This window comes from Variovorax durovernensis (assembly GCF_977011995.1).
Window position 1 is genome coordinate 5,576,171 of record NZ_CDRNCW010000001.1, and the last position, 18,561, is coordinate 5,594,731.

Sequence of the window (18,561 nt, forward strand, 5' to 3'; positions counted from 1 at the left end):
ACTCCCGGGCTTTTTCGATTGGATCGCGAACGCGAAGCTCCGTACGCTCAACGCCATAACAAGCTGGAGACAACCCGATGAAGCTTTCTTTCCTGGCCCGCGCGGCGGGGCTGGCGGCGGCCATGCTGCTCGCGACGGCCCCGCTCACGGCCGGTGCGCAGGCGCCCTACCCCGACAAGCCGATGCGCATCATGGTCGGCGCCTCGCCCGGCGGCGGCACCGACATCCTGGCGCGCGTGCTGGCCGACAAGTTCTCGCAGACCCTCAAGCAGACGGTGGTGGTCGAGAACCGCCCCGGCGCATCGAACACCATCGCGGGCGAACTCACGGCCCGCGCGCCGGCCGACGGCGCCACCCTGCTGCTGGCCACCAACACGGCACAGGCGGTGGCGCCCCACATCCTCAAGCTCAAGTACGACCCGCTCAAAGACCTGCAACCGATCGGGCTGGTGGCGGTGATGCCCAACGTGCTGGTGGTGTCGGCCAGCTCGCCCTACAGGTCGGTGAAGGATCTCGTGACGGCCATGGCTGCCAAGCCGGGCGGCTTCAAGTACGCGTCCTCGGGCATCGGCAGCACGCAGCATGTGGGCGGCGAGGCCTTCAACCTGGCCACAGGCATGAAGTCGATCCACGTGCCCTACAAGGGCAGCTCGCAGGCGCACGTCGACATCATCGCGGGCGAGGTCGACATGATGTTCGACAGCACCTCCTCGGCCATGGGCCAGATCAAGGCCGGCAAGTTCCGCGCGCTGGCCGTGAGCGCGCCCCAGCGCTCGCCCGAACTGCCCGACGTGCCCACGCTGGCCGAGCAGGGCATCAAGGGCGCCGACGTGTCCACCTGGTACGGCCTTTACGTGACTGCCGGCACGCCGCGCCCCGCGGTCGAGCGGCTGAGCGCCGAACTCGGCCGCACGCTGAAGATGGCCGACGTGCAGGCGCGCATCAAGGCGCTGGGCGGCGAACCCGGCGCCCTGACGGGCGAGCCCTTCGCGGCCATGAACAGGCAGGAGTTCGAGCACTACGGCCAGCTCGTGCGCGAAGCCAACATCAAGGCCGAGTGAGCCGGCCGCTACTTTTTTTCACAACGCATCCGACAACATGCCCACCCCATCCCCAACCCCCGGCGTGACCCTCGCCAAACCCCGCATCGTCGTGCTGCTCGGCGACCCGAGCGGCATTGGCCCCGAGATGGCCGTGAAGCTCCTGGCGCGCCAGCGCAACCTGGATGCGGCCCGCGTGCTGCTGATCGCCGACCCGGTCGTGCTCGCGGCCGGCGAGCGGGTGGCGGGCGCGAAGCTCGACGTGCTGCGGGCCGACAGCCTCGACACGCTGCGCTTCGAGGACGGCCGCCCCACCCTGCTCGCGCAGGACTGGATGCAAGGGCAGGAACCAGTGCTCGGCGAATCGAACGAGCAATCAGGCCGGGCGTCGTTCGAGGCGCTGGAGCTGGCCACGCTGGCAGTGCGGCGCGGCCAGTCCGAGGCGATCCTGTTCGCGCCGCTCAACAAGCACTCGCTGCGCCTGGGCGGCCTGGTGCACGAGGACGAACTGCGCTACATGCAGGAGCGCTTTGCCGTCACCGGCTTCGTCTGCGAGTTCAACCTTACGGGCTCGCTCTGGACTTCGCGCGTGACCTCGCACATTCCGCTGAAAGACGTGGCGAGCCACATCACGGTGCAGGGCGTGAGCGACGCGGTGAAGATCATCGCCGCCGCGTTGCGCCGCTCGGGCGTGGCGCATCCGCGCATCGCAGTGACGGGGCTCAACCCGCACGCGGGCGACGGCGGCTCGATCGGCATGGAAGAGATAGAAATCATCGCGCCTGCCATCGAGCAGCTGCGCGCCGAAGGCTTCGACGCGCGAGGCCCGTTCTCGCCCGACACGGTGTTCATCGGTGCCCGGCGCGGCGATGTCGACGCGGTGGTGTCGATGTACCACGACCAGGGCCAGATCGCGATGAAGCTCATGGGCTTCGAGCAGGGCGTGACCTTGCACGGCGGCCTGCCGGTGCCGGTGGCCACGTCGGCCAGCGGCAGCGCCTTCGACATCGCGGGCCGGGGCATCGCGCAGATCGAGGGGCTGCAGCAGGCCTTCGACCTGTGCGTGCGCATGGCCAGCGGCGCGCCTGTGCGCAAGCCGGCCGGGTGAGCCAAACAAAAAGGGCCGCTTGCGCGGCCCTTTCATTTGAAAACTCAGGCGGTCGGTGGTTCGCCGTAGCTGTTGGGCTCGGGCTGGGTCGGCTGCACGTAGAAGTAGATCAGCACGAGGTTGACGAGCGGGATGAGCGCCAGCAACAGGAACCAGCCGCTCTTGCCGATGTCGTGCAGGCGGCGCGCTCCCACGGCCAGCGCGGGCAGCAGCAGGGCCAGGGCCGCGATGCCGTACAGGAACCGATGAATCAGGCTTGCCACGATGAGAACCACCAGCTGCGCAAGCACGAACCACCAGAACTCGGAGCGCGATGCGCGCCCGGTGAAGTCCACGTACTTGTTGAGACAGGTCTTGACCGCTGTTTGAAAATCCATTTACCGGCTCCTCTTGATTGACCCCAGGGGAATTTCCCTGGGCCGATCATATCGGCGCATCTTTCAACCACAAATACAGCCAAAAACAGCCATCCGTTCGCAAACAAACGGCTTATCCAGTGCATTTTTCAGCGGTTGATTCAGCTGCCGAGGCGCTTGAGGAGGCCGGCCGTGGAAGCGTCGAGCCCGGTGATGTCACCGGACGCAAGGCGCGGTTCGATGTCCCTGGCGAGCACCTTGCCCAGCTCCACGCCCCACTGGTCGAAGCTGTTGATGCCCCACAGCGCGCCGCTGGTGAACACGCGGTGCTCGTACATCGCGAGGAAGGCGCCCAGCGATTCGGGCGTGAGCTTCTCGAACACGAAGAAGGTGCTCGGCCGATTGCCCGGGAAGTTCTTGTGGCCGCCCTCGTCGAGCTTGCCGACCATCAGCGCCTGTGCCTGCGCGAGCGCGTTGGCCAGCAGCTTCGGGTGATGGCCTTCGAGGTCATGCGAGGCGTCGCGCACCGCCACGAATTCGAGCGGGATCACGTCCGTGCCCTGGTGCAGCATCTGGAAGTAGGCATGCTGGCCGTTGGTGCCCGGCTCGCCCCACAGCACCGGCGAAGTGCCGAAGGCCACGGGCTTGCCGTCTGCATCGACCTGCTTGCCGTTGCTTTCCATCTCGAGCTGCTGCAGGTAGGCCGGCACGCGCTTCAGCGCGCTGTGATACGGCGCGATGCTGCGGCTCGTGAACTTGTGGAAGTTGCGATACCAGACGTCGAGCAGGCCCAGGCGCACCGGCAGATTGCGCTCCAGCGGCGCGGTGCGGAAGTGCTCGTCCATCGCATGCGCGCCCGCCAGCAGCCGGCGGAAACCGTCGGCACCGATGGCCAGCGCAATCGGCAGGCCGATGGCCGACCACAGCGAATAGCGCCCGCCCACCCAGTCCCAGAAGCCGAAGGTGGTGTCTATGCCGAACTTCTTCGCCGCTTCCACGTTGGTGGTGAGCGCCGCGAAGTGGCCAGCGATGCCGGTGCCGCCCGATTGCTCGTACCAGCGCTTGGCCGACTGCGCGTTGGTCATCGTCTCGGCCGTGGTGAAGGTCTTCGAGGCAATGAGGAACAGCGTGTGCTCGGGCGCCAGACCCTTCAGCACGCCTGCCAGTTCATGGCCGTCGACGTTCGACACGAAGTGGAAGCGCTTGCCCGGCGCGGCGAACTCGGCCAGCGCCAGCACCGCCATCTGCGGGCCGAGGTCGGAGCCGCCGATGCCGATGTTGACCACGTCGGTGATCGTGTGGTCGGCGCGCACCCTCTCGGCATAGGCCAGCATCGCGTCGAGCGTGGCGTGCACTTCGCGCAGCTCGTTCGCGGTCTTCGGGCCGGTAGGCGCATCGGCCGGCGCGCGCAGCAGCGTGTGCAGCACCGCGCGGTCTTCGGTGTTGTTGATGTGCTCGCCGGCGAACATGGCGTCGCGGTGCGCCTCGAGGCCGCATTCGCGGACCAGCGCGAGCAGAAGCTCTTCGGTGCGCGCGTCGATCAGGTTCTTCGACAAGTCGGCGAAGACGTAGGGCGCCTCCTGGCTGAAGCGCTCGAATCGGCCCGCGTCGTCGACGAAGGCATGGCGCACGTCGAACTGGCGGCCCGCTATTTCGAAGGCGGACTGCAGCTGCGCCCAGGCCGGCGCACGGTCGCAGCGAAGTTGCATGGCCATGTTTACTTGCCGCTTTCCTGCATGAGCTTTTCGAGCTTCACGGCGTCGGCCGCGAAGGCGCGGATGCCTTCGGCGAGCTTCTCGGTGGCCATGGCGTCTTCATTGAGCGCGAAGCGGAAACCGGCTTCGTCGTAGCTCACCTTGGCCGCGTCGCCCTTGGCCGCGGCCTTGGCGTCGAGCGCGTGTTCGAGCGGCTCGTTGCTGGCGGCCAGTTCGGCCAGCAGTTCGGGGCTGATGGTCAGCAGGTCGCAGCCGGCCAGCGCCTTGATCTGCCCGACGTTGCGGAAGCTCGCGCCCATCACTTCGGTCTTGATGCCGTGCTGCTTGTAGTAGTTGAAGATTTCGCGCACCGACTTCACGCCGGGGTCGTTCGCGCCAGCGCTGGCGGCCTCGTCCCACTTGGCGCCGGCCGACTTCTTGTACCAGTCGTAGATGCGGCCCACGAAGGGCGAGATGAGCTGCACGCCGGCCGCGCCGCAGGCCACGGCCTGCGCGAACGAGAACAGCAGCGTCAGGTTGGTGCGGATGCCCTTCTGCTCGAGCGCGCGCGCGGCTTCGATGCCTTCCCACGTGGAAGCCACCTTGATGAGCAGGCGCTTCTCGGTGTCGATGCCTTCGGCCTTGTAGAGCGCCACGATGCGCTCGCCACGGGCAATGGTCGCGGCAGTGTCGAAGGACAGGCGGGCGTCGACTTCGGTCGACACGCGGCCCGGAATGATGGAAAGGATTTCGGTGCCGAAGCGCACCAGCAGGCGGTCGATGACCTCGTCGAGCGGCTTGCCTGCGTGCTTCTTCACGGTCTCGTCGAGCAGCGGCCGGTATTCGGGCTTCTGCACGGCCTTGAGGATCAGCGACGGATTGGTGGTCGCGTCCTGCGGCTTGGAAACGCTGAGTTGCTTGAAGTCACCGGTGTCGGCGACAACGGTGGTCCACTGGCGGAGGGCATCGAGTTGGTTCATGAAATCATTATCCTGTGCGGGTTATGACAAGTCCTGCACGCAGTTGCGCGTTGGCCGATGTTTTCATGCGCACCGTAGCACGGGTTCCCGCGCGGCTCCATCAGCCTGATGCCCGTGGGGTTGTCCGATTCCCTGGGCACCGCGTCCGGCCTCCTCGCCCTACAGCGGCTGTGGTCCGCGACTGACGGCCAGGCGCCCGCTCCCCACCTACCCTGAAGCGGATGCTGAACTTTTCCATCCCTTCCAGGAGTGCCCCATGACCCAACGCCCGCGCCCCACGGCGCCCGCCGTCCGACCTTTCGACGACCGCCGCACCAGCCATGCGATCGGCGCCATGGCCACGGCCTTCGTGGTGGGCGGCGTCGCGACCTGGCTGGCGCTGGGGGCGGCGCGCACCGCCCGCGCCCAGCCCGCCGGTCCGGCCGACGGCGCTCCGTTGATGCGCGCGCCGCTGCAGGTGGTGGCGCCGGTCGATTTGCAGCGCTATGCCGGCATGTGGCATGAGCAGGCCCGCCTGCCCAACCGCTTCCAGAAACAATGCACGGGCCCCGTCACCGCCGAATACACGCCGCAGCCCGACGGCACCGTGCAGGTGCTCAACCGCTGCGTGCGGGCGGACGGCAATTTCGACGAGGCCATCGGCACCGCGCGCGTGGTGCCCGTGGCGGGCCAGCCCGGCGCGGGCCGCCTCGAAGTGCGCTTTGCCCCGGCATGGCTCAGCTGGCTGCCGCTGGTGTGGGGCGACTACTGGATCCTGAAGCTCGACCGCGAATACCAGGTGTCGCTGGTCGGCACGCCGGACCGGCAGTACCTCTGGGTGCTGTCGCGCGCGCCGCGGCTCGATGCCGCGGTGCTGGAAGCCGAGCTCGACTACGCCCGCAGCCTGGGGTTCGACACCGACAAGGTCGTGTTGACCGGCAGGTAACGCTGCAGCTGCGACGGCAGCATGGCCGGCGAGGTGCAATGGATGGCGTGCCAGCCGAAGGCACGCGCCATTTCCACGTTGGCGGCGGAGTCGTCGATGAACACCGTCTGCTCAGGGTCGAGGCCGTAGCGCATGGCCAGCACCTCGTAGATCTCGCGCTCAGGCTTGAGGAATTTCACGTCGCCCGAGAACACCCCGCCGTCGAAGCGCCGCATGAAAGCATGCCGGCGCTCGATGGCCCGGGCGTAGGGCGCGGGCATGTTCGACAGGTAGTACAGGCGCAGCGGCTGGCCGGCTTCGCGGTGTTCTATGAGCTGCTCGAGCATCCCGACCGTGACGCCGATGGGCTCCAGCCGCTCGCCCAGCCCCTGCAGCATCGCATGCAGCGGCTCCGGCGGCAGTGCCAGCCGGGCCGACATGCGGGCGATGGCGTCATCCAGCGTGCGCGTGCCGCAATCGAAGCCGGTCCAGTCGTCGTGATGGAAAAGCGCCCGCCCCATCGCGGCCGCGGCGGCCTCGGTGGGTGCATGGGACGCCAGGTGAGTCTGTACCAGGCGGGTGGGCTCCCATGCGAACAGCACGGCGCCAAGATCGAAAACCACGTTCATGGCGCCATTGTTTCATGCGCCGGGCACCACGCTCACGCCATGGGCTCCGAGGGACAGCGTCGCCTGGGCACCTGCGGCCAGCGGCCGGGACAGGTCGGTCGACACCACGAAGACCGGCCCCAGGGTGGTGTCGAAGCCATATTCGTAGAAGCTGCCGAGGTAGGCCGACTTTCGCAGCGTGGCCGGCAGGCCGTCCGCCGCGCCGTGGGCGCCGATCTGCCAGGCCTCGGGCCGCACCGCCACTTTTACCGTGCCGGGCGCCACCGCGTAGCGCGGCTGCAGGCGCAGCGGCCCCAGCGCCACGCTGCCGTCGGCCTGCGCCGTGGCGGGAAACACCATCGCCTCGCCCATGAAGCCGGCGACGAACTCGCTTTCGGGCCGGCCGTAGAGCTGCTCGGGCGTGCCGCGCTGGGCGATCACGCCGTGGTCCATGACGATGATCTGGTCGCTCACGGCCAGCGCCTCGCTCTGGTCATGCGTGACGTAGGCCACCGTGAGCTTCAGCCGCTGCTGCAGCGTGCGGATTTCCTCGCGCATCTCGCGCCGCAGGCGGGCGTCGAGGTTGGACAGCGGCTCGTCGAACAGCAGCACCGCCGGCTCCAGCACCAGCGCGCGCGCCAGCGCCACGCGCTGCTGCTGGCCGCCCGAAAGCTCGCTGGGCAGCCGCTCGTCGAAACCGACCAGGCCCACGCCGCGCAGCGCCTCGCGCGCCCGCGAAGTGGCCTCGTCCTTCTTCACGCCGCTCATGCGCAGGCCGTAGCCCACGTTCTCGATCACGTTCATGTGCGGGAACAGCGCATAGCTCTGGAACATCATGCTGACGTTGCGCTCGGCCGGGCCCAGCGTGGTCACGTCGCGCCCGCCCATGAAGATCGAGCCCGAGGTGGGCGATTCGAGTCCCGCGATCATGCGCAGCGTGGTCGTCTTGCCGCAGCCCGAGGGGCCGAGGATGGTGGTGAGCGTGCCCACGGGCACCTCGAAGCTGATGCCCTTGACCGCCAGCGGCGCGTTCTTGTCGGTGCCGTAGCGCTTGGTGACGTTGCGGAATTCGATGCCGTTCATGGTGCCAAGCTTTCCATTTTGTGATGCCCCTGGTGTCCGGGCGTCGCCCCGCGTCTGCCCAGCTTGCGCTCCCCCACCACCCACTGCACCAGCGCAATCGCCAGCGACATCAGGATCATGAGCACCGTGCAGTAAGCCAGCGCAATGCCGTAGTCGCCGTTGCCGACGCGGCCGATGATGTAGGTGGTGGCCAGTTCGTTCTCGGCCGTGACCAGGAAGATCACCGCGCTCACCGTGGTCATGGCGCGCACGAAGCTGTAAACCAGCGCGGCCACCAGGGCAGGCTTGAGCAGCGGCAGCACCACCTTGAAGAGCGTCTGCGAGGTCGATGCGCGCAGCATCAGCGAGGCTTCGTCGAGCGAGCGGTCGAGCTGCTTGAATGCAGCAGTGCCCGCCCGCACGCCCACCGGCAAATTGCGGAACATGAAGCACAGCACGATGATCAGCCCCGTGCCCGTGAGCTCGAAGGGCGGCACGTTGAAGGCCAGGATGTAGCTCACGCCCAGCACCGTGCCCGGAATCGCGAAGGCCAGCAGCGCGCCAAACTCGAAGAGCCCCTGCCCCTTGAACTCGTTGCGCGCCAGCAGCCAGGCGATGAGCAGGCCCAGCGCGGCGGTGATTGGCGCCGAAATGCCCGCGAGCTTGAGCGTGGTGATCAGCGAGTTCCACGCCGTGCCCGCCCACACCAGCCCGAACTGCCCCCACTCCAGCGCGAAGGCGCTCTTGAAGTGGTTCAGCGTGAAGCTGTAGTCGCGCCCCCAGGTCTGCACGAAGCCGCCCGCGAAGGCGAACAGGTAGACCACCGCGGTGAACGCGATCCACGGCATGGCGATGCAGTAGATGGTGCGGCGCACGCCGTCGGGCAGCGCCATCGCGATGCCGGCGTCGCCCTTGCCGCTCACGGTGGTGTAGTTCTGCTTGCCCAGCAGGCCGCGCTGCAGCGCGAACACGCCGAGCGCGAACAGCGTGAGCACCCAGGCCAGCGACGCGGCGCGGCCCTGATCGTACTGCGCGCCGACGATGGCAAAGAAGATGTCGGTCGACAGCACCGAGAACTGCCCGCCCACCACCACCGGGTTGCCGAAGTCGGCAATGCTCTCGATGAAACCCACGAGGAATGCATTGGCCAGCCCGGGCTTCAGCAGCGGCAGCGTGATGGTGAAGAAGGTGCGGCGGCGGTCGGCGCGCAGCATCTGCGCCGCCTCTTCCAGGCTGGGCGCGATGCCCTGCACCACGCCGCGCATGATCATGAAGGCGATGGGCGTGAAGGCGAACAACTGCGCCACCAGCACGCCCGGCATGCCATAGAACCAGCGCGTGGGTTCGATGCCGAACACGCTCTCCAGCACCTGGTTGACGATGCCGGCGCGGCCGAACAGCAGGATCAGCCCGAGCCCCACCACGAACGGCGGCGTGATGATCGGCAGCAGCGCCAGCACCCGCAGCGCGCCCTGCCCGCGCTTGCTGCCGCGCTCGGCCATCAGCGCCATCAGCGTGCCCAGGAAGGTGGTGCCGGCGGCCGTGAGCAGCGCCAGCACCAGCGTGTTCCAGGCCACGCCGCAGCGCACGCCGCCGCTCAGGCACCCCAGGCCCCAGATGCGCTCGGTGAACACGCGGGCGACGAAGGCCGTGATCGACCACTGCCCGTCTTCATTGAAGAAAGCACCCGACAGCGCCTTGCTCACCGGGTAGGCGATGAACAACGCCATCAGCACGCCGCAGCCGACGACGGCAGCGGACACGAACAGGTCTCCCTTGAACAGGCCCAGCCGCGCGATGCCGAAGGCCATCAACAGCACCAGCGCCGCGAGCGCCACGAAGCCGCCCGCGCCGATGCCGAACTGGTTGACCGCCAGCTCGCCGAACTGCGCATTGAGCGCGGCAAAGCTCCAGCCGCGCGCACCGATGGTGAAGCCCGCGACCGCCAGCCCGAGCGCGCCTATCAGCCCGCCCGCCAGCAGCCAGCGCCCTTGGGCCTTGCCGGCCGGCAGCCATGCGCCCACGGCGCACAGCAGCAGCCCCGCCAGCCCGATGAAGAGCCAGCCGCGCCCCTGCGTGGCCGCCTGCATCAGTCCGTTGGCGCCCTCCGCCTGGCTGAACACCTGCGGAACGGCTTCGTACCAGGTCGAATCCTGGATCGCATACCAGGGCAGCAGCAGATAGGCCGCCAGGCCCAACGCGACCCAAACCCGGATCCAGCGCTGCGAACGCCGGGCGGCGGCCAGGGACGCCGGGTTGACCGGCGCGCCTTCGATAGCGCGCGCTTCCACTTAGCGGGGCAGCGAATTGACGTCTTTTTCCCAGCGCGCAATCAGGCGGCGGCGCTCGGCGCTGGCACCGTACTTGGCGTAGTCGTAGTCGATGAACTTGATCTTCTTGAAGTCGGGAATGCGCGGGTCGAGCTTGGCGTTCACGTTGCTCGGCAGCTGGAACTGCTTGTTGGCGGCGCCCAGCTCCTGCGCGGCGGGCGTCAGCGCCCATTCGTAGAACTTCTTGGCGGCGTCGAGGTTGCGCGCGCCCTTGATGATGCTCATGGAGCCGATCTCGGCGCCGGTGCCGTCGCTCGGCGTGATGGTCTCGACCGGGAAGCCCTGCATCTTCTCGCCCGGACCGTCATGCACGAAGCTGATGGAGATGGCGGTTTCGCCGCGCGCCACCGCCTTGATCGGGCCGGTGCCCGAGCGGGTGTACTGGCCCACGTTCCTGTGCAGCGCCTTCAGATAGTCGAAGGCCTTGTCCTCGCCCATCATCTGCACCAGCGTGGCTATCATGGTGTAGGCGGTACCGCTCGACGCGGGGTTCGCCACCTGGATGTCGCCCTTGTACTCGGGCTTGAGCAGGTCGGCCCAGGTCTTGGGCACGGGCAGCTTCTTCTTGGCCAGCAGCTCGGGGTTGTAGCCGAAGCCCAGCGGGCCCGAGTAGATGCCCACGGTCTTGTAGCCCGACTGCTTGGCCTGCTGCTGGGCCCAGGGGTGCAGCTGCGACAGCGTGGGCGACTTGTATTCGAGCGTCAGGCCCTGTTCGGCGGCCTGCAGGTGCGGGTCGCCGGTGCCGCCGAACCAGACGTCGGTCTTGGGGTTGTCCTTCTCGGCGATCAGCTGGGCCAGCGCCTCGCCGGAGCCCTTGAGCGCCATGTTGATGCGCACGCCGGTGGTACGCGCGTAGACGGTGGAAATCACGTTGCACCACTCGGCCTGCACCGAGCAGATGACGTTGACGGTCTGGGCCGACGCGGCGGCCGACAGACCCAGCAGCGCGGCTGCGGTAAAAAGCTTGTTCTTCATTCGGAATCTCCACCTCGGCATAAAAAAATGGCCTTGCGGCCATCGTGCAGCGTAGCTTTAGTACAGGTCTCGCGAATCGGTACAAGTACCATCGCAACTGGCACATCGGCCTGCTCGGCACTCAGACAAAGGAAAGTTTTCTCATGAGCTTCGATCTCGTTCTGTTCGGCGGTACTGGCGATCTCGCGTGGCGCAAGCTCATGCCCGCGCTGTTCCAGGCATTCCGGCACGGCAGCCTGCCGCAAGACGGGCGAATCATCGGGGTGGCTCGGGACGATCACTCCGACGACCAGTACCGCGAGCTCATCCAGTCGCGCTTCAATGCGGTCGAAGGCGCCAAGCGGCCCTCGCCGGACGAGTTCAAGAAGTTCGCGTCGATGCTGCACTACCTGCGCATGGACCTGTCCAGGACGGAAGACTACGCGCGCCTTTCGGAACTGCTCAAGCAGCGCGACGCCGACACGGTGGTGATGTACGTGGCCACCGCGCCCGCGCTCTTCACGCAGGTGGTCGAGCAGATCGCCGCCGCCGGCATGAACGGCCCCAGGACGCGCATCGTGCTGGAAAAGCCGCTGGGCCACGACCTCGCGTCCAACCGCGCCATCAACGCGGCCGTGGGCAAGGTGCTCCAGGAAAATCAGGTCTTCCGCATCGACCACTACCTGGGCAAGCCCTCGGTGCAGAACCTGTTTGCCATGCGCTTCGGCAATGCGCTGTTCGAGCCCATCTGGCGCCGCGAGCACATCGCCAACATCCAGATCACCATCGCCGAAGACCTGGGCGTGGAAAAGCGCGGCGCCTTCTACGACCAGACCGGCGCGCTGCGCGACATGGTGCAGAACCACGCGCTGCAGCTGCTGTGCGCCATCGGCATGGAGCCGCCGATCAACTCGCACGCCGACGCCATCCGCGACGAAAAGCTCAAGGTGCTGCGCGCGCTCAAGCCCTGGACGCCCGAAAGCCTGAGCCTGCACGCGGTGCGCGGCCAGTACACGGCCGGCACGGCCTACGGCGAGCGGGTGCAGGGCTACCGCGACGAGCCGGGCGTGAACCCCGACAGCCGCACCGAGACCTTCGTGGCGCTGCGCACCGAAATCGCCAACTGGCGCTGGGCCGGCGTGCCCTTCTACATCCGCACCGGCAAGCGGCTGGCCTCGCGCGACGCACGCATCGAGGTCAACTTCCGGCCCACGCCGCACGCCATCTATCGCGCGCCGGCCGGCAACGTGAACAAGTTCGTCATCAACCTGCAGCCCAAGGACGGACTGGAGCTGCACATGCTCGCGCAGGCCCAGGACAACCGCCAGCGCACCAACGGCAACCAGAGCTCGGCCAACCAGTTGGCGCCGGTGCAGCTCGACCTGGACTTCGACAAGCGCTTCGGCGCCGAGCGCGTGGGTGCCTACGAGCGCCTGCTGCTCGACGTGATCGACGGCCGGCTCAACCTGTTCGTGCGCAGCGACGAGCAGGAAGAGGCGTGGCGCTGGGTCGAGCCGCTGATCGACAGCTGGGAATCGGACGGCGGCCCGCGCCCCTATGCGGCCGGTACCTGGGGCCCGAGCGCGTCGAGCGCGATGATCGCGCGCGACGGCTTCTCCTGGGGCGAGGAGCAGTAACGCCCGCTCGGGCCGCGCTCAGCCGAACTGCAGGCAACGCATGCTGAGCGTGCCCGACTGGAACCCCTCGTAGACCGTCTTCGCGCGCTCGCCGCTGCCGGCGGCGCCGAGGGCGTAAAGGAAGGGGTAGTAATGGTCGGGCGTGGCCACCGCGGTCGACGCGCCTTCCAGCTTCGCGTAGTCGACCAGCGCGCGGTCGTCGCGGCCGGCCAGCGCGGACTTCACCGCATCGTCGAAAGACTGCGCCCAGGGGCGGCTGGCGCTGGGGCCGTCCGGCGTTCCGCGATCGGTGGCGCGCAGGTTGTGCACCACGTTGCCGCTGCCCATCACCAGCACGCCCTTGTCGCGCAGCGCAGCCAGGTCCCGCCCCACCGCGTAGTGGAAGGCTGCCGGCTTGTCGTAGTCGATGCTGAGCTGGAACACGGGCACGTCGGCCTTCGGGTACAGATGCTTCAGCACTGTCCAGGTGCCGTGGTCCAGGCCCCACTGGTCGGTGCCGATCACCGGCGCCTGCTTCACCGCGCCTACGGTTTCCCGCGCGAGCGCCGGGTGGCCGGGCGCGGGGTATTCGACATCGAACAGCGCCTGCGGGAAGCCGCCGAAGTCGTGGATGGTCTTCGGCCGCTCCTGCATGCCGACGCCCGTGGCGCCCCGGCTCAGCCAGTGCGCCGACACGCTGAGGATGGCCGATGGCCGCGGCAGCTCCTGCCCCCATGCCGACAGGCGCCGCGTGAAGGCGTTGTCGGTGATCGCATTCATGGGCGAGCCATGGCCGATGAAGACGACCGGCATGCGCCGCGTAGCTGCGCCTGCAGCCTGCACGCTGCAGGCCAGGGAAGCCAGCACCGCGGTTGCACCGAGGGCGGAGCCCATGAGGAAGCCGCGGCGGCCCAGTTCGGAGGTTGCAAGAGTGGTCGTCATTGGCATGGGGGCACTCTGCAACGGTTTTCGGCGCAAGGCGGTGCCTTTGCGCACACTTTTCGAAGATCGGCGGGCGCCGCGCTAGATGCGCCTCTCTTCTACCGCGTGGCACGCCACCTGCACACCCTTGATGCCCAGCAGCTTCGGCCGCTCCGCCGAGCAGCGCGCATTGGCATGCGGGCAGCGCGGATGGAAGGCGCAGCCCGTGGGCGGGTTCAGCGGGTTCGGCACTTCGCCCTGCACCGGCGTGCGCGAGCGGCCGGTGTGCTTCATCTGCGGAATGGCGTCGAGCAGCATGCGCGTGTACGGATGCTGCGGCGCGGCAAACAACTTCTGCTTGTCGGCCACCTCGACCAGCCGGCCCAGGTACATCACGCCGACCTGGTCTGCCACGTGGCGCACCACCGCGAGGTTGTGCGAGATGAAGAGGTAGGTCAGGCCCTGCTCGCGCTGCAGGTCCTTCATGATGTTGAGCACCTGCGCCTGCACGCTCACGTCGAGCGCCGAGGTGGGCTCGTCGCACACCAGGAACTCGGGCTGCGTGGCGAGCGCGCGGGCAATGGAAATGCGCTGGCGCTGGCCGCCCGAGAACTGGTGCGGGTACTTGCTCATGTCCAGCGGCGAGAGGCCGACCGACTTGAGCAGTTCGCCCACGCGTTCGCGCAGCGCGGCCTTGTCGCTGATGATGCCGTGCTCGCGCAGCGGCTCGCCGATGATGTCTTCCACGATCCAGCGCGGGTTCAGGCTCGCGTAGGGGTCCTGGAAGATCATCTGGATGCGGCGGCGCAGCTTGCGGCCTTCGGGGGTCTTGAACGCGGCATGCGCGTCCTGCCCGTCGAACTGCAGCCCGCCGCGCGTGGGTGCATACAGGCCCACCAGCAGGCGCGCCACGGTGCTCTTGCCGCAGCCCGACTCGCCCACCAGCGCCAGCGTCTTGCCGCGCTCGATGGAGAAGCTCACGCCGTCCACCGCATGCAGCAGCACGCGCGGCTTGCGTTCGAGCACGCGGTTGAGCCAGGGCGGCGAAACGTCGAAGGTGCGGGCCAAGTCGTGCGCCACCACCAGCGGTTCGCCGGCTGCGGCGGGTGCGTTGCCGCGGGGTTCGATCACTGCTGCGCTCATCGCGTCACCTCGCTCAGGGGTTCGGCCGCCTCGGGCGTGGCGCGTTCGCCGGCCGCCAGCGCGTCGTGGTGCTTGGCGGCCAGTTCGGCCTGGCCGGTGTGCGGGTCGGTGGCGTCGTGCAGCCAGCAGGCCGCGCGGGTGGCGCCGGCATGCATGAGTTCCGGCCGCTCGGTCAAGCAACGGGCAAAGGTGCGCGGGCAGCGCGGGTTGTAGGCGCAGCCCGTCGGAATGGCATTGAGCCGGGGCATGGCGCCGTCGATCTGGTTGAGCCGCTCGCGGTCGCTCGTCATGTCGGGAATCGAGGCCATCAGGCCCGAGGTGTAGGGGTGCGCGGGCTGGTGGATCACCTCGTGCACCGGGCCGATCTCGGCGATGCGCCCGGCATACATCACGGCCACGCGGTCGCAGGTCTCGGCGATCACGCCCATGTCGTGCGTAATCAGCATCACGGCCGCGCCGCGCTCCTTGCAGATGCGCTTGAGCAGCTGAATGATCTGCGCCTGGATCGACACGTCCAGCGCGGTGGTCGGCTCGTCTGCCACGATCAGCTTGGGCTCGGCGGCCAGCGCCAGCGCGATCACCACGCGCTGCCGCATGCCGCCTGAAAACTGGTGCGGAAAGTGGTCGATGCGCTGCTCGGCGGCGGGAATGCCGGTGTCCTGCAGCAGGCCGATGGCGCGCTTGCGGGCCTCGGCGTCGGTCACCGGCAGGTGCGCGCGGATGGTCTCGACCAGCTGCCGGCCCACGGTGTACAGCGGATTCAGCGAAGTCAGCGGATCCTGGAAGATCGCGCCGATCTTGCGCCCGCGAATGGGCCGCATCGCATCGAAGCCGAGGTTGTCGATGCGCTGGCCCTCGAGGCGGATTTCACCGCCGGCCACACGGCCCGGCGCCTCGAGCAGGCCGATGATGGCCGCGCCCGTGAGCGACTTGCCGGCGCCCGATTCGCCCACCACGCCGAGGATTTCCCCGGGCGCGATGTCGAAGGAAATCCGGTCGAGCGCGCGCAGCGTGCCTCGGCGGTGCGGGAACTCGACGACGAGGTCTTTGACTTGCAACAAGCTCATGGCGCTACCTTCCACCGAACTCCACGGGTGACATATCAGGAACACCGCGGAACCGGCTTTGCCGGGCCGCAGGTGTTGCCCCCTGCAAGGGGGTTGGCGAAGCGACACGAAGTGCGCGAAGACTGGGGGTGATCATCTAAGCCTCGGATTCAGGGCATCGCGCAGCCAGTCGCCGAGCAGGTTCACGCTGAGCGCGATCAGTACCAGCATCAGGCCCGGAAACACCGTGATCCACCATTCGCCCGAGAACAGGTACTGGTTGCCGATGCTGATGAGCGTGCCCAGCGACGGCGAGGTGGGCGGCACGCCGACACCCAGGAAAGACAGCGTGGCCTCGGTGATGATGGCCGTGGCCACCTGGATCGTGGCCAGCACCATCACCGGCCCCATCACGTTGGGCAGCACGTGGCGCAGCATGATGCGCAGCGGCGCCACGCCGGTGACGCGCGCGGCCTGCACGTATTCCTTGTTGCGCTCCACCAGCGTGGAGCCGCGCACCGTGCGCGCGTACTGCACCCAGCCGGTCAGCGAGATGGAAATGATCAACACGCCGAAGGCCAGCGACTCCTGCGCGTTGGGAAAGAGCGCACGGCCGACACCGGCAATGAGCAGCGCCACCAGGATGGGCGGAAACGACAGCATCACGTCGCACACGCGCATGAGGAACGAATCGAGCCAGCCGCCGAAGAATCCGGCAACCAGGCCCAGCACCACGCCCACCACGACCGACAGCACCACCGACACGAGGCCGACGATCAGCGAGATGCGCGCGCCATAGATGACGGCCGAGAGAATGTCGCGCCCCTGGTCGTCGGTGCCCAGCAGGTACTTGGACGAGCCTTCGGCGCTCCAGGCGGGAGGTAGCCGCGCGTCGCCGAGTTCGAGGGCGGCCAGGTCGAAGGGGTTGTGCGGCGACACCCAGCCGGCGAACACCGCGCAAACGACGCAGACCAGCGCGATGATCGCCGCGGCAATGGCCACCGGCGATGTGCGAAAGCTGTAGCCGACATCGCTGTCGAGCCAACGGGCAAGTGTTTTTTTCATCGTGAAGCAAATCCGCGTAAGGCCGCCGCCGGGCCGCCCCTGGGCGGCCGTGCCACCCCCTGGGGGGGTGGCGAATTACACGCAGCGCAGCGGAGTGAAAAGCCGAGGGGCAGGCATCCTTACGGCTTGATGCTCATCCACTTGAAGTACATGAAGTTGTCGGCCAGTTGCACCAGTTCGACCTTCTTGCTCACGCCCCAGGCCAGCGACTGCTGGTGCAGCGGCAGATGGCCGATGTCGTCGGAGTGGATCTTGAAGGCTTCCTTGATCAGCTCGTTGCGCTTGGCCTTGTCGGTCTCCGACTGGATCTGCTTGGTCAGCTCGTCCAGCTTGGGATTGCAGTAGGCGCCCAGGTTGAACTGGCCGGTGCCCTTGTCGTCGGGGCAGGAGGTGAGCGAGCTCAGCGCGTTGTGCGAGTCGTAGGTGGTCGGAGTCCAGCCCAGCATATAGAAGCTGGTGTCGCGGCGCAGCACCTTCGGGAAGTAGGTGCCCTTGGTCTCGGCCACGAGGTTGATCTTGACGCCGATCTTCGCGAGGTTGGACGCCACGCTCTGGCAGATCTGGCCGTCGTTCACGTAACGGTCATTCGGGCAGTTGAGCGACACCTCGAAGCCGTTCGGGTAGCCGGCTTCGGTCAGCAGCTTCTTGGCGGCCTCCACGTCGTAGGGCAGGCGCTTGTCCTGCTCGGCAGTCCAGCCGTTGATGCCGGGGCCGACCAGCAGGCCGGTGGGCCTGGAGGCGCCGCGCATCACGGTGCGCTGGATGCCGACGATGTCGATGGCCTGGTAGAAAGCCTGGCGGACGCGCTTGTCCTTGAACGGGTTCTTGCCCTTGATGTTCGAGTACTGCAGTTCGTCGCGCTTCTGGTCCATGCCCAGGAAGATGGTGCGCATCTCGGGGCCGGTGATGACGCGGGCGTTGGGCGCCGCGTTGATGCGGGCGATGTCCTGCACGGGCACCGGCTCCATCACGTCGACTTCGCCGGAGACCAGCGCGGCCACGCGGGTGGCGGGGTTGGCGATGGGCGTGAAGATGATCTCCTGCGCGTTGCCGTCGATCTTGCCCCAGTAGGTGCCGTTGCGCGTGAACACGGTGCGCACGTTGGGCTGGCGTTCGCGCACGCGGAACGGGCCGGTGCCGTTGGCCTTGAACGAGGCGGTGTTCTCGATGCCCTTGCGGCGGTCGACCGGCTTGGTGGCCTGGTTTTCCTCGCACCATTTCTTGCTCATGATCATCGTCAGCGAGATCACGTCGGGCAGGATGGGGAACGGCCCGTTGGTCTCGATCTCGACCGCGAGGTCGCCGACCTTGCGCACGGCCTTGATGTCGCTCAGCGTGGCGCGCATGTCGGAGCCGTCGCCCTGGGCGCGCGCGAAGCTGAACACCACGTCGTCGGCGGTGAACGGCGTGCCGTCGTGGAACACCACGCCCTTGCGCAGTTCGAAGCGCCAGACGTTCGGCGAAGTCTGCTTCCAGCTGGTGGCCAGCAGCGGTGCAAGGCTCAGGTCCTTGTTGCGGCCCACGAGGGTTTCATAGACGTTGGCGGTGACGCTCAACTGCAGCGATTCGTTGAGCGAGTGCGGGTCCAGCGATAGCGCGTCCCCCTGGTTCGCGATGCGGATGGTCTGCGCGCCGGCGACCATGCTGACGGCGCTCAGGGCGCACAAAACGGCGGCCGCGGCCACATTCTTCTTGAAACTCATGGGAACACTCCTCGGGTTGGAATCAAACACA

General features: G+C 67.7%; 16 protein-coding genes. 4 read left to right on the forward strand and 12 right to left on the reverse strand.

The annotated features are described in order from the left end of the window. Positions 1–77: 77 nt before the first annotated feature. Both ACWV14_RS26495 and ACWV14_RS26500 read left to right on the forward strand, forming a co-directional pair. Positions 78–1,061, forward strand: coding sequence for a Bug family tripartite tricarboxylate transporter substrate binding protein (locus ACWV14_RS26495; protein WP_454904503.1), 984 nt, complete (start codon positions 78–80; stop codon positions 1,059–1,061). 37 nt (positions 1,062–1,098) lie between these two features. Next, positions 1,099–2,148 carry a 4-hydroxythreonine-4-phosphate dehydrogenase PdxA gene (locus tag ACWV14_RS26500; RefSeq protein WP_454904504.1) on the forward strand — a complete coding sequence of 350 codons (1,050 nt, stop codon included), beginning with the start codon at positions 1,099–1,101 and terminating at the stop codon, positions 2,146–2,148. A 44-nt stretch (positions 2,149–2,192) separates the two neighbouring features. Here ACWV14_RS26500 and ACWV14_RS26505 read toward each other — a convergent pair whose 3' ends face one another. The 3 genes from ACWV14_RS26505 to tal all read right to left on the reverse strand — a co-directional run bounded on the left by ACWV14_RS26505 (position 2,193) and on the right by tal (position 5,178). Next, the gene (locus tag ACWV14_RS26505; RefSeq protein WP_422088111.1) at positions 2,193–2,525 is read right to left on the reverse strand and encodes a DUF805 domain-containing protein; all 333 of its coding nucleotides are present in this window, start codon (positions 2,523–2,525) and stop codon (positions 2,193–2,195) included. A 140-nt stretch (positions 2,526–2,665) separates the two neighbouring features. Then, positions 2,666–4,219: a glucose-6-phosphate isomerase gene (gene pgi, locus ACWV14_RS26510; protein ID WP_454904505.1), complete on the reverse strand. Its 1,554-nt coding sequence runs from the start codon at positions 4,217–4,219 to the stop codon at positions 2,666–2,668. 2 nt (positions 4,220–4,221) lie between these two features. Then, positions 4,222–5,178, reverse strand: a complete 957-nt coding sequence (gene tal, locus ACWV14_RS26515) for a transaldolase (RefSeq protein ID WP_454904506.1) — start codon at positions 5,176–5,178, stop codon at positions 4,222–4,224. Positions 5,179–5,434: 256 nt separating this feature from the next. Here tal and ACWV14_RS26520 point away from each other — a divergent pair, with 256 nt between their 5' ends. Beyond that, on the forward strand, positions 5,435–6,103 hold the full coding sequence (locus ACWV14_RS26520; protein ID WP_454904507.1) for a lipocalin family protein: 669 nt from the start codon (positions 5,435–5,437) through the stop codon (positions 6,101–6,103). Here the strand turns inward: ACWV14_RS26520 and ACWV14_RS26525 are convergent. Genes ACWV14_RS26525 through ACWV14_RS26540 form a run of 4 tightly spaced genes read right to left on the reverse strand, consistent with a single transcriptional unit; the run spans position 6,049 to position 11,057 of the window. Then, positions 6,049–6,711, reverse strand: a complete 663-nt coding sequence (locus tag ACWV14_RS26525) for an HAD family hydrolase (RefSeq protein WP_422088115.1) — start codon at positions 6,709–6,711, stop codon at positions 6,049–6,051. The genes ACWV14_RS26520 and ACWV14_RS26525 overlap by 55 nt on opposite strands. A gap of 12 nt (positions 6,712–6,723) precedes the next feature. Continuing rightward, positions 6,724–7,773, reverse strand: coding sequence for an ABC transporter ATP-binding protein (locus tag ACWV14_RS26530; protein ID WP_454904508.1), 1,050 nt, complete (start codon positions 7,771–7,773; stop codon positions 6,724–6,726). Next, complete coding sequence (locus ACWV14_RS26535) at positions 7,770–10,043, reverse strand: ABC transporter permease (RefSeq protein ID WP_454904509.1); 2,274 nt, start codon at positions 10,041–10,043, stop codon at positions 7,770–7,772. The genes ACWV14_RS26530 and ACWV14_RS26535 overlap by 4 nt, the downstream gene beginning before the upstream one ends. Beyond that, positions 10,044–11,057: an ABC transporter substrate-binding protein gene (locus ACWV14_RS26540; RefSeq protein WP_454904510.1), complete on the reverse strand. Its 1,014-nt coding sequence runs from the start codon at positions 11,055–11,057 to the stop codon at positions 10,044–10,046. 143 nt (positions 11,058–11,200) lie between these two features. Here ACWV14_RS26540 and zwf point away from each other — a divergent pair, with 143 nt between their 5' ends. Then, a complete protein-coding gene (zwf, locus tag ACWV14_RS26545; RefSeq protein WP_454904511.1) occupies positions 11,201–12,673 on the forward strand; it encodes a glucose-6-phosphate dehydrogenase in 1,473 nt (490 codons plus the stop codon). A gap of 18 nt (positions 12,674–12,691) precedes the next feature. Here zwf and ygiD read toward each other — a convergent pair whose 3' ends face one another. The 5 genes from ygiD to ACWV14_RS26570 form a co-directional block, all read right to left on the reverse strand. Next, positions 12,692–13,600, reverse strand: coding sequence for a 4,5-DOPA-extradiol-dioxygenase (gene ygiD / locus ACWV14_RS26550; RefSeq protein ID WP_454904512.1), 909 nt, complete (start codon positions 13,598–13,600; stop codon positions 12,692–12,694). A 75-nt stretch (positions 13,601–13,675) separates the two neighbouring features. Beyond that, complete coding sequence (locus tag ACWV14_RS26555) at positions 13,676–14,716, reverse strand: ABC transporter ATP-binding protein (protein WP_454904513.1); 1,041 nt, start codon at positions 14,714–14,716, stop codon at positions 13,676–13,678. Beyond that, positions 14,713–15,783 carry an ABC transporter ATP-binding protein gene (locus ACWV14_RS26560; RefSeq protein ID WP_454904514.1) on the reverse strand — a complete coding sequence of 357 codons (1,071 nt, stop codon included), beginning with the start codon at positions 15,781–15,783 and terminating at the stop codon, positions 14,713–14,715. Before ACWV14_RS26560 ends, ACWV14_RS26555 begins: the two co-directional genes overlap by 4 nt. A 132-nt stretch (positions 15,784–15,915) precedes the next feature. Then, positions 15,916–16,827, reverse strand: a complete 912-nt coding sequence (locus ACWV14_RS26565) for an ABC transporter permease (RefSeq protein WP_454904515.1) — start codon at positions 16,825–16,827, stop codon at positions 15,916–15,918. Positions 16,828–16,946: 119 nt separating this feature from the next. Beyond that, positions 16,947–18,530 (reverse strand): ABC transporter substrate-binding protein, encoded by a 1,584-nt coding sequence (locus ACWV14_RS26570; protein WP_422088124.1) that lies wholly within the window; start codon positions 18,528–18,530, stop codon positions 16,947–16,949. Positions 18,531–18,561: the final 31 nt, after the last annotated feature.

What these genes read in the sequence shown, in the direction of transcription:
- ACWV14_RS26565 (WP_454904515.1), bottom strand. Translation starts at nt 16,827, where the DNA reads ATGAAAAAAACACTTGCCCGTTGGCTCGACAGCGATGTCGGCTACAGC.
- ACWV14_RS26560 (WP_454904514.1), bottom strand. Translation starts at nt 15,783, where the DNA reads ATGAGCTTGTTGCAAGTCAAAGACCTCGTCGTCGAGTTCCCGCACCGC.
- ACWV14_RS26520 (WP_454904507.1), top strand. Translation starts at nt 5,435, where the DNA reads ATGACCCAACGCCCGCGCCCCACGGCGCCCGCCGTCCGACCTTTCGAC.
- ACWV14_RS26555 (WP_454904513.1), bottom strand. Translation starts at nt 14,716, where the DNA reads ATGAGCGCAGCAGTGATCGAACCCCGCGGCAACGCACCCGCCGCAGCC.
- ACWV14_RS26495 (WP_454904503.1), top strand. Translation starts at nt 78, where the DNA reads ATGAAGCTTTCTTTCCTGGCCCGCGCGGCGGGGCTGGCGGCGGCCATG.
- ygiD (WP_454904512.1), bottom strand. Translation starts at nt 13,600, where the DNA reads ATGCCAATGACGACCACTCTTGCAACCTCCGAACTGGGCCGCCGCGGC.
- ACWV14_RS26505 (WP_422088111.1), bottom strand. Translation starts at nt 2,525, where the DNA reads ATGGATTTTCAAACAGCGGTCAAGACCTGTCTCAACAAGTACGTGGAC.
- ACWV14_RS26570 (WP_422088124.1), bottom strand. Translation starts at nt 18,530, where the DNA reads ATGAGTTTCAAGAAGAATGTGGCCGCGGCCGCCGTTTTGTGCGCCCTG.
- ACWV14_RS26530 (WP_454904508.1), bottom strand. Translation starts at nt 7,773, where the DNA reads ATGAACGGCATCGAATTCCGCAACGTCACCAAGCGCTACGGCACCGAC.
- zwf (WP_454904511.1), top strand. Translation starts at nt 11,201, where the DNA reads ATGAGCTTCGATCTCGTTCTGTTCGGCGGTACTGGCGATCTCGCGTGG.
- pgi (WP_454904505.1), bottom strand. Translation starts at nt 4,219, where the DNA reads ATGGCCATGCAACTTCGCTGCGACCGTGCGCCGGCCTGGGCGCAGCTG.
- ACWV14_RS26540 (WP_454904510.1), bottom strand. Translation starts at nt 11,057, where the DNA reads ATGAAGAACAAGCTTTTTACCGCAGCCGCGCTGCTGGGTCTGTCGGCC.
- ACWV14_RS26525 (WP_422088115.1), bottom strand. Translation starts at nt 6,711, where the DNA reads ATGAACGTGGTTTTCGATCTTGGCGCCGTGCTGTTCGCATGGGAGCCC.
- tal (WP_454904506.1), bottom strand. Translation starts at nt 5,178, where the DNA reads ATGAACCAACTCGATGCCCTCCGCCAGTGGACCACCGTTGTCGCCGAC.
- ACWV14_RS26500 (WP_454904504.1), top strand. Translation starts at nt 1,099, where the DNA reads ATGCCCACCCCATCCCCAACCCCCGGCGTGACCCTCGCCAAACCCCGC.